Raw genomic sequence first — 9,800 nt, forward strand, 5'->3', positions numbered from 1 at the left:
GAGCGCCACATATGCCCACCAAAATAACAAAGGAATAATAAATGTAGCAATACTTGTGGCGGCCCACACACCAAAATTAATATCGCTGAGCCAGTTGAAGGCGAGCTGGAACAGGTAAAAACTAAGTAAGCTGCTGACCAGAATGGATATCACAATGAACAATTTTCTGCTCAGTAGTTCTTCAGGATAATATTTAGTCAGCAGATACACCGCTAAACAACCTATACCCACATAATAGATTTGACATATAATATAACCCCAGGGCATAAAGTCAAAACTTAGAAAGCCGAGCAGGCCGGGTAAGGCGAGTATAATGCCTGTGAGTAAGACAATAACAATTAATTTTTTGTTGTTTAGAAACTGATTCTTCTTATTGACAATAGAGAGCAGCGCAGTCGATACAATAAAAATAATTGGAAAAAGTAAGTACCTGATGAAGAATGATTGAACGTCCATTAAATTAACTTTGATATTTTATCTGTAGCTTAACAAATATAATACCTTAATTTTTTTTCATAAACTGGTACAATTATTAATACAATCTTTACGATTACTGAATGCTGCAAAATGAGCACATTTTTTAAGCAGCTCCATCTAAACAAAAGAATAGAAAATAAATAGATGAAACGAAGACTAGAACTTAGGAATGACTTAAATACAGATTATAAGGCAACAGCCAAAGCTGCTGAATTGATAGAGACGGGCGAATTTCAGGCAGACCAGATCTCGGTTATTCCAATAGGGCCTAAAAAGCGTGCTTTTGCGAAAGAAATCAGTAATTATTCGCTTTATTATTCTGAAAGTAAAAGAAAAGATTGCCTTAATATAGAAGTGAACCGTGAAGGTTTTTATGATATGCTTCCTGAGGGGCTTTTTCACCGGCCCCCATCAGGTAGTACAGGTATGAGCGAGGAAGAAATGATTGCCGATGTGCAGGAAAAAAGAGCAGAAGAGAAAGATGCCAGGAGATTCTTCATGCCCTTTGAGGCGGAAATCAACCATTTGAGGGTACAATTTGAATTGTATGAAAACAGGTTGGACAAGAAAACGAGCTATAGTGATCTGACCAGGATATTTGCTTCTGAATGGAACGAATTTGAACTCTTTGATAAAGAACAAGGCATCATATGGATGCATCTTTTGCCCATTATACATCAAAAAAGAAATGATGTAAAATTTTTGGGACAGTTATTAAATCTGCTTTTTAAAATCCAGGTTAATATAGTTTACAGCACACCTTCATTTAAACAAACGACAGTAGAGGAGGGCATGCAATTTAAACTTGGCCAAGGAGCTTTAGGCATAGACTCCATTATTGGCAGTAGTTTCGATTCCGATGAAGAAGAAGTAACCATTCATATTGGTCCGGCAAGTACCAGCAGGTTGGTTTATTTTATGCCAGGCACGGCATACGCTTACCTGATCAATACAGCTGTATCTTATCTGATGCCCGCTGAAACTGAAATAAAAATTAACCTTCTCGCCAGTGAAGAGCATAAATTGGGTACACTGGGCGCTGAGAGCAGTAATTCTTATCTGGGCTATACGGTATATCTTTAATGATCAGTTCAAGAGAAGTCTGTAATGGATATTCATAATACTTCGGTTCTCCAGTTTTGATTTGGTCAGCGCAAGGATGGAGTTCCATTCGTCGGTATTTAAACCATTTTGTGCTGCGGGAGTAATCATTACATCTGTTGTTTTCACAAAACCGGCTTTTGGGTTTTGTGCAGGCATTAAACCTTTACGGATATCTACCCCTTTGATCTTATTGCCCAGTTCATAAAAACAAAAATTAACAATATCAGATTTCGTTACGATCCTGTCGCCTGTAGTTAAACCATATTTATAGGCCTGAACACGGTTTGTAGAGTCTAATCTTGATCTGCCACCAACGCTATTACTTAGAAAATACAGACTTTCAGGTATAATTTTGCTGTTCTCAAAAGCCTGTAAACGGCTTCCGGACCGGATTTGATTTCCAATTTCTGCGTTGGTTGTCCAGAAATCAAGGAACATAATATCTACATGCTCTAAAGGCTTAACAATAATGTAATTGAGCATCTCCTTAATATTGCTAAGCTGTGTGCGTGTTTTTTGCTCAATAATGGAGATGTTTTGTTCCAGATCCTTTAAAGAACTGTTTAAGAAATCAGACCCAAAAGCAGAAAATGCGGCTTTTTCATCTCTAAGCAATTCGAAAAGATAATCTACAACTTCCTTTGCGTTCCTGGTGTCCAGTCTCTCGGTTCCTCCATAACGGATCGAGTAGGATCCAGTATTGCTTTCCTCATCCTGACTGTGTGGAATCTCCAGGTAAGAGTAACCCGTTTTATCGGTAAGCTGGCTGACGCATAAAAACTGGTCATTCGGGCCCAGCTTTACAGGAATGATATTGGTCATCATTTTTAGCCTGTGTTTAATTTCGTTTGATCTTTTATTCACTACAGGAAAGGCATTCACTGTGATGTGCATTTCTTCCAGCATTTGTTCTGTAATTGCAGCCGGAAACTGGATCTTTAGCCAGATCATAGGTTTCTTAAACAATCCAAGCGTGGTAGGTGGAAAGAGCTGTTCAAATTCTTCGGGATAAAGTTTCAGGTAGTTTTGGGCAGGCAAAAGATCTTCCTGGTCTATGGTTAGAAAGCGTTTAGAATAGAAAGCATGAACATCTTGTGAAAGCAGATGAAGGACATCTTGTTTTTCAAATGCAGCTTCTCCATGCTTTTGATGATCCACATAAAATTTATTCAGTGAAGTGTGTATGGGAAGGTCATTCAATGTCAATTTAGATAGGGAAAGCAAGTCATAAGCCTCCTCGTTGACAACGTAGTTCTTCCAGTCAAAATAAAAGCTTATGCCGTTTAGTTTTTCTATACCAGGGGCGATCTCCATTCCGACTTACGCTGTGTTGTTCTTTAAGTGGCTGCCAGAAAACGTATTTGCAGCCAGTGTTTTGTGAAGGTGGCTGTCTAACTGAAATAAATTATGACCACTTGCAAAGAAGGAAATTCCCGCGTTATAAACCGTTACGGGCTTCAGCGGACTGAAAAAGACATCAAGTGTGTTTTCTTTGTTGTTTTCGGCGGCTTCCTTAAATCTTTTTTTGTAAAAGAACTGGGTCGTGTTTGCTATAACTTCTGTGGGTTCGAAAGGGCGTGCATGTAAAATAGCGTGAGCAGGGATTGCAGAGGTAAGCGTATCCGAGGCCAGAATCCTTGATATTTTATCTAAAATCCTATTCTCCAGATTACGGACATCATTGGAAACGTTGAACAATTCTGTACTGAGGGCTTCGACCAGTAATTTAACCAGGGGATCAAAATCGTTGGTATTTTTTATTCCCCAATAATCTTGTGCATTCTTTAAAATTCGATTTCTGATTTCATCTTTAGAGGAGTAGAATATATTTTTCATTGCTAGTATAGATTTTGTTTATGATGATGGTGGTGACATCACCTCAGTGTGGATTACCGGGATTAGAAGTTTTAAAGTGTCTATAATTTTGTTCAATGTTTCCTTAAAATAGAGCAATTTTAGTTTAACTTGAGAGTGGGCTCAAAAATAAACTGGTATTAAAATAATATTTTTCTCCGGTAATATTCATTCTTCCCAGAATCGTGATGTCAACTTTCTTTTTAATCTCTGTGACATTTCTCATGGCAAAGAATTTTTCGACTTCACTCATTTTAATTTCGACTTCCACCTGATACAAGCGGGGCTCGTAGTGCACAACCGATTTTAGTAAAGATTGCCTGAATTTTTCTTCCCAAATGGTCTCACTAACGATTAATTCAAAATCCAGGTCCCAAATTTCACATCCAAAATTATTGTTATGCCGATGTTCTCCATATCGGGTAAATATGATAAGCTCAATATTTTGAGAAATTGACTTGCCAAGATCTGCCTCATTTAAATCTTTGTTTTCGAGAATATTTTTTAGACGGAAGGGTTTATTGTATAAAAAATGTGACATAAAGAGCTGGGTATAAATGGAACAATAATTGAAAAGGATAATCAATATTGCGACCAATTTTGGGAACAAGAAATAAGAAAACAAGAATAAATGAAGAAATAAATATAATTTTTTTAAAAAACTACCTACCTACATCGCCCTATGAAACCAATTAATGCTCAGGAACTGACTAGATCCTATAGGATTTTTGTCTTAAATTTTATCCTTCTCACCAGTTTTTCAATATTTTGTGTCTATCTGTTTTTTGCAGCGTCTAAATTTGAGTACAGCCTGCTGGAAAAGCAAGTGAAGCAAACCGATCAACTCCTGTCAAAACGAAAACAGATCAATGAAAACTTCGACGTGATCCTGCTTCGGTTCAAACAGTTGTCTAAATATACCTCCATTAATTCGGAGGAGATGAATAACCAGGCCATTCTGCTGGAAGATATCCAAAATGCAAATTTCAAGATCAAAGACCTGATTAAGGAGCAACCTCCTGGTGTTGGAAGCTTTCTGCTTTATAAGAAGCTGACCGATGATGTTGCCCAGATGGCAGGGATACAAGATTCATTGTTCACCACCAAGTTTCAGATTGAGAACATCAGGACCCAACTGGAGTCTTGCTTAAAAACCAACCAGACCGCAGCAAAGAAAATCAGGTCCGGAAGATTTACCCGATAGATATGATTAAGCTAAGTATAAGAGAAAGAAGAGAACAATTCCTGTTTTTTATCGGAATTTTTGTGTTTACCACAGGGCTGCTAAGCTACGGGATTTTTCACGATTATGGCGACGGAAGAATGGTTTCTAAACAAGACCTGGCAGATCAACTTTCCAGAAATGCTGATTTTGAAGAAACGATTAGAGACCAGAGGCCAACCATTGACTCCACTTATAAACAAATTATGAGATTTGATCCCGGAGTACAAGCCGTTTTCCTGGAAAGCGATATTAAGAATTCATTAGGCTCTATTAAGGCTGCCTATCAGAGAAGAGCCTCAGATCAACGGTATAAAACCTTTTTACAGGCTTCACAACTGTACAACGATTTGTTTTATGACCGCAGGGAACTTAAAGGAAACAGAACAGATCTTGACAGACTGAATAAATCGCTTGAGGACTGTAAGTTGTCTACCCGGCAACTAAGGCAGACATTGGGCAGCCAGAACAGATAAATTAAATGATGCAATACCTATAAAAAAAAATCAACCTATAAAAAAATGGCCGAAACGACTACCTCAGGAAAATCAGTAAGCAGTAATTCACAGGGATATATTTTCCTGTACATATTTATTGCAATTATAATCCTTGCCGCGCTTATCTTTCTCTTTAAGAGTTCCGTTTTTGATAAACGTACTATTGATGCAAGGATCTTAAGAAATGAATTGTCTTTAAATGAAGACCTGGTATTTACTGATAATACCAGAAATGCAAAAAAATGGATCTGGGAATTTGGTAATGGGGCAAAAGCCACCAGCCAAAATGGAACCTATCGTTATTTGAAATCTGGTTCTTATATTGTCCGTTTAACCGTAGACGGGGAGTTAAAGGAGCAGTTCCCGGTGACCGTTAGAGACACCGTGGCTGCCGCTATAGATACGTTGGTCACCATCAGCGGCCCAACTTCAGGCGTTGTAGATGAAGAAGTGAGACTTGAAGCAGATGGTAAAGCCACCCAGTTTGACTGGTCATTTGGTGAAACCAATAGGGTAGATGTGAAAGGCAGGACCGCTTTGTACACTTACCACGCACCGGGTAAATATCTGGTGAAGCTCAACACAGACAAAAGCCACCGACCAATCTTTCATACCATTTTCATTACAGATCCCAACGCAGAACTGGAGACGGATATGGTTGTTCCAGGAGAAGGTGAACGCAAAGTGATTGACGACATCAGGGCGAGATTACAGGCGATTGCTAATGGAGCAGATTTCAATACCAATTATTATTACCTGGTTCGTAAGTACCTATGCAATAATGAAAAGGTTACCGTAAATGTGGAGCAGGACAGTGCTAAAAAAGCAACAGACTTTTATTCCTATTGCATGGGACTCACCTTTGGGGGGGAGATCGTGGTCGATGAAGCACAGCTCACGATCAGCCCAAGCTCTACCTGTGCGACACTTGTGAACATCAAACAACATTCTGCAAAGACAGTTAAAAAATAAACCCTATGAAACGAATTATATCTCTTGTCCTCCTTGTCACCCAAACTGCCTTTGTTATGGCCCAATCGCCACTTTCCTTTGGTAAAAAGGTGAAATATATGCCTAAATCTTATGCGAAACCAAGTTCATCGACTCAGGTTGTTGAAGATGGCGGAACATCAAAACTTCCATGGATCGTATTCTCCGACCGTGCAGATAACTATACGACGACCAGCCCTGGTGGGAGTTTGATGATGAAAAAATTAAACTTTATGGAACCCTTCTATGTATCACAGGAAGAAAACGGTTACCTGAAGCTGATTAAGTATAAAGCTGGAATGATCAGGGGCAGAAAGATTAACGATAAGAAAACCGCTATTAGTTATGGCTGGATCCCTAAATCTAAATTGCTCTTGTGGCAAAGGTCTTATTCTAATCCGCAAAACGGGTATTCAGAAAAGGCAATTGCTATTGTCAACGGAAAAACACCTTTAACTGCTTCAAGAGTATATTTTGACAATACAGATTCGGTGTATGTGTATGATTCACCGGAATTAAAAAAGAGAATTGCAAAGATACGGCTGCATGAGATTACCTATGTGTATAAGAAATCTGAAGACGATAAAAAATACCTGATTGGAAACGAAGATCAGCTGGTCGCAGACAGTGCCAGAAAAAGCATTACAGGCTGGGTTGGAACAGACGCCATTCATAATTGGGGAGACCGTTTATATATCGCCCCACAGCAATTTAGTTCTTATGAACAGGCTGATTCCCTATCCTTATTACTCCATAATGCGCATGCAGACCCTCTTTTAGATACAGATAATGACCTGATTCTAAGGAGTACTCCGATTGTTGCAAATGATGGAAAGGGACCCTATACCCTCGGAGTCGCAACGGATGTGTATAACAAATCGGGCAACAGCGTGATTACCATTAATGGGGCCAGTTTACCTTACTCCACTTATCTCAACCTTAGAAAGAACATCCACAAGATCAATGTGATCTTTGTTCTGGATGGGGGAAGTCCGATGAGAAAATATTTCTCGGGCTTAAGGAATACCATACAATCTTTTGAAAATGTTTTTAATGAGTACGACAGGAAAAATCAGATCAGTTATGGTGCGGTAGTGTACAGAGACGCGGCCAATTGCACTGCTCCAGGGATTTTCAGTACAGCCGGTGTATCTCCGGACTACCGTAAACTGATGGATTTCCTGACGGTTGAAGCCAGGAAAACGGAGAGGTGTACCAGCAGAATCAATCAGCAACCCGTTTATGATGGGATCCGTTCGGGTCTGAACCTATTGAAGGGACATGTTAATGAAACCAATCTTGTTGTATTGATTGGAAGTACCGGAAATGAAGTGGCTTCGGCCACCCAGCTGAGTGACCTTTCTGAAGAATTTGCCAGAGCAGATGCCAGACTGTTGTCTATACAAATGTATAGCGATTATGACCCTACATTCAATAACTTTGTATTGCAATCTAAAAGATTGGTGTCAGAATCTGCAGTATACCTTGCAGACAGAAAGAAACGTTTCATGGTAAAAGGTGAAGGGCTAAATAATACCCAGGCCTATAACACCAGCCAGTTGGATTCGGTATCTTATTATCTGGACTATCCAAAAAACAGTTTGATCCAGGGTGGAGTGGTTTTTCCGGCTAAAGGTGCTGTCAATTCCAATGAATTGATCACAGTAGCGGTTAAACGTTTCATGAGAGAAACTGACTATGATATTAACAGTCAGATCAACTCACTGGATAGCGCCTTTAGGTTAACTGGAATAGAACGTAAAAAGTTGTCTCCATATGTAGAAAGCTTTCTTTTGCCTCCTGTTTCAGATGATGTTGCAGACAAAATGCCACATAATGCATTTAAGTATTATCTGACTTCCAGCGCACCCGCAGATATAGTTTCTAAAAACAAGAACCTGATGCAATATATAGTGGTGCTAAATACCATGGAATATAAACAGATCAACGATATATTCTCCCTGATGATCGGGCAGAACTTGCAACCAGATCAATCTTCTTTCAGAAGCAAGCTGCTTAAAAACTACCTGAATATCCCCAAAAACCTCCTGGATTTGAAGATCTCTAAAGGAGAAATCAAGGACATGACCCTGGCTAAGTACATCCAGACGGTAATAGGATTGCCGGTAAGTACAGAGCTCCTGGATAAGTATAAGGTGGGTGAACTATCCAAATCCAGTAAAATGCCACAGCCAGACTTTGAAGCTTATATCAAGTTCTTGATGAGTACAAGCGATAACTTCAAAAAGGCGACACAGGTTGGGCAGCAATTCATTTCTAACGGAAAAAACTACTACTACATCACCGAAGGAAATTTTAATCAAAAACCAGAAACTGAAAAACCATAATAGCTATGAGTCTTACAAATATCAGCGAGTCGGTTAAAACAGCCATCAGGATAGCCCAGTCTCTGGCTAAAGAGTATCATAATCCGGAATTCTCTCCTGCGCATTTGCTGAAAGGTTTAATGCACAAGGAAGTAGGGCTACGGACCTTTTTAAGTTCCATTGGAAAGGATGAAGAATACATCAGTGAATGGGCGGAAGTTCGGATCGATGAACTGGATAAGACTGCTTCGGCGCCGGAAGACGTAAAAGGCAGCGCCGAAATTTCAAAAGTTTTTGAAGAGGCCGATCTGGTCCGTATTAAACTTGGACTTGATTTGATCACTCCGGTTTGTGTGCTCACGGCGCTTTGCAAACCGACGATAGGATTTCAACCGGACCAGCTAAAGTCTTTTCCCATTAAAGAAAAGGAACTTCTGGATCTGTATATCAAAGATGAGGAAATTCAGCACGCGGTTTCTCCAGCCTCTTCTGATAAGGGAACAGGAAAAGCCAGCGGGGCAGCCTCTTCATTGCACAAATATTGTATCGACCGTATTGCCCTGGCAAGAGAGGGTAAGACAGATCCGATCATTGGCCGGGATAAAGAGGCCCGGATGATTATGGAAATTCTTTGCCGCAGAACAAAACCTAATGTCATCATTACCGGTGATGCAGGTGTGGGCAAAACGGCGCTTGTAGATGGTTTTGCGCAGGATATTATTGCCGACAATGTTCCTGATCTGCTCAAAAATGTGCAACTTTTTGAACTTGATCTGGGCTCCCTGATTGCAGGTGCTTCCTATAAGGGAGAGATTGAGGACCGGTTGAAAAATATTTTAAAAGAAATTAAACAGTTTGATAAAGCGGTGCTCTTTATAGATGAGATCCACACGCTTTTAGACAACAAGGGACCCATTGGAGGTGGAGTAGGTAATTTGCTTAAACCCGAACTGGCCAGAGGCGAGATTACAGTCATTGGTGCAACCACTATAGATGAATACCGAAAGATTATTGAGCCTGAGCAAGCCTTCAGCAGGAGGTTTGAGGTGTTGCAGGTGAATGAACCGAATGAGGCTTCAGCCATAAAAATGCTCGAAAAACTGACGCAAAAATATGAAGACCATCATCAGCTTAAGATACAGGCAGAGGCTATTCCGGAATGTGTTCGTCTGGCCAAACGTTACATGAAAGATCGCCGGTTGCCGGATTCTGCCTTTGATCTGCTGGATCGTACCATGGCGGCGATGAAAATGATGAACGATACCTCAGATAAGGTATTGGCTGAATTGGAACAGTCGCTAACTGAACTTGGACAGCCTGAAGCTCAGC

The 9,800-nt window shown here is 40.0% G+C and carries 10 protein-coding genes; 6 read left to right on the forward strand and 4 right to left on the reverse strand.

Annotated features, from left to right (window positions below; genetic code table 11):
• Positions 1–456, reverse strand: a 456-nt coding sequence (locus tag VNZ46_RS16975; RefSeq protein WP_325561244.1) for a TssN family type VI secretion system protein, incomplete at its 3' end; no start/stop codon positions are given.
• Positions 457–621: 165 nt separating this feature from the next.
• Between VNZ46_RS16975 and VNZ46_RS16980 the strand changes: the two genes are divergently transcribed.
• Entirely contained in the window at positions 622–1,560 is a 939-nt protein-coding gene (locus tag VNZ46_RS16980) for a type VI secretion system baseplate subunit TssG (protein ID WP_325561245.1), read from the forward strand.
• Between the two features lie 3 nt (positions 1,561–1,563).
• Here the strand turns inward: VNZ46_RS16980 and VNZ46_RS16985 are convergent, their stop codons facing one another.
• The 3 genes from VNZ46_RS16985 to VNZ46_RS16995 form a co-directional block, all read right to left on the reverse strand.
• The gene (locus VNZ46_RS16985; protein ID WP_325561246.1) at positions 1,564–2,895 is read right to left on the reverse strand and encodes a hypothetical protein; all 1,332 of its coding nucleotides are present in this window, start codon (positions 2,893–2,895) and stop codon (positions 1,564–1,566) included.
• A gap of 6 nt (positions 2,896–2,901) precedes the next feature.
• Complete coding sequence (locus VNZ46_RS16990) at positions 2,902–3,417, reverse strand: hypothetical protein (RefSeq protein WP_325561247.1); 516 nt, start codon at positions 3,415–3,417, stop codon at positions 2,902–2,904.
• Positions 3,418–3,541: 124 nt separating this feature from the next.
• Entirely contained in the window at positions 3,542–3,976 is a 435-nt protein-coding gene (locus VNZ46_RS16995; RefSeq protein ID WP_108554913.1) for a GPW/gp25 family protein, read from the reverse strand.
• Positions 3,977–4,117: 141 nt separating this feature from the next.
• Between VNZ46_RS16995 and VNZ46_RS17000 the strand changes: the two genes are divergently transcribed.
• From VNZ46_RS17000 to VNZ46_RS17020, 5 genes are all read left to right on the forward strand, one after another.
• Entirely contained in the window at positions 4,118–4,639 is a 522-nt protein-coding gene (locus tag VNZ46_RS17000; RefSeq protein WP_325561248.1) for a hypothetical protein, read from the forward strand.
• A 2-nt stretch (positions 4,640–4,641) separates the two neighbouring features.
• Positions 4,642–5,133, forward strand: coding sequence for a type VI secretion system transmembrane protein TssO (locus VNZ46_RS17005; RefSeq protein ID WP_325561249.1), 492 nt, complete (start codon positions 4,642–4,644; stop codon positions 5,131–5,133).
• 45 nt (positions 5,134–5,178) lie between these two features.
• Positions 5,179–6,126 carry a PKD domain-containing protein gene (locus tag VNZ46_RS17010; protein ID WP_325561250.1) on the forward strand — a complete coding sequence of 316 codons (948 nt, stop codon included), beginning with the start codon at positions 5,179–5,181 and terminating at the stop codon, positions 6,124–6,126.
• Positions 6,127–6,131: 5 nt separating this feature from the next.
• On the forward strand, positions 6,132–8,492 hold the full coding sequence (gene tssR, locus VNZ46_RS17015) for a type VI secretion system protein TssR domain-containing protein (RefSeq protein ID WP_325561251.1): 2,361 nt from the start codon (positions 6,132–6,134) through the stop codon (positions 8,490–8,492).
• Between the two features lie 5 nt (positions 8,493–8,497).
• On the forward strand, positions 8,498–9,800 hold a 1,303-nt coding region (locus tag VNZ46_RS17020), incomplete at its 3' end, for an AAA family ATPase (RefSeq protein ID WP_325561252.1).

Source organism: Pedobacter sp., assembly GCF_035566355.1.
Classification (GTDB): domain Bacteria; phylum Bacteroidota; class Bacteroidia; order Sphingobacteriales; family Sphingobacteriaceae; genus Pedobacter.

Coding starts and splice junctions, on each gene's coding strand:
- VNZ46_RS16990 (WP_325561247.1), bottom strand. CDS start 3,417: ATGAAAAATATATTCTACTCCTCTAAAGATGAAATCAGAAATCGAATT.
- VNZ46_RS17010 (WP_325561250.1), top strand. CDS start 5,179: ATGGCCGAAACGACTACCTCAGGAAAATCAGTAAGCAGTAATTCACAG.
- VNZ46_RS17005 (WP_325561249.1), top strand. CDS start 4,642: ATGATTAAGCTAAGTATAAGAGAAAGAAGAGAACAATTCCTGTTTTTT.
- tssR (WP_325561251.1), top strand. CDS start 6,132: ATGAAACGAATTATATCTCTTGTCCTCCTTGTCACCCAAACTGCCTTT.
- VNZ46_RS16985 (WP_325561246.1), bottom strand. CDS start 2,895: ATGGAGATCGCCCCTGGTATAGAAAAACTAAACGGCATAAGCTTTTAT.
- VNZ46_RS17000 (WP_325561248.1), top strand. CDS start 4,118: ATGAAACCAATTAATGCTCAGGAACTGACTAGATCCTATAGGATTTTT.
- VNZ46_RS16995 (WP_108554913.1), bottom strand. CDS start 3,976: ATGTCACATTTTTTATACAATAAACCCTTCCGTCTAAAAAATATTCTC.
- VNZ46_RS16980 (WP_325561245.1), top strand. CDS start 622: ATGAAACGAAGACTAGAACTTAGGAATGACTTAAATACAGATTATAAG.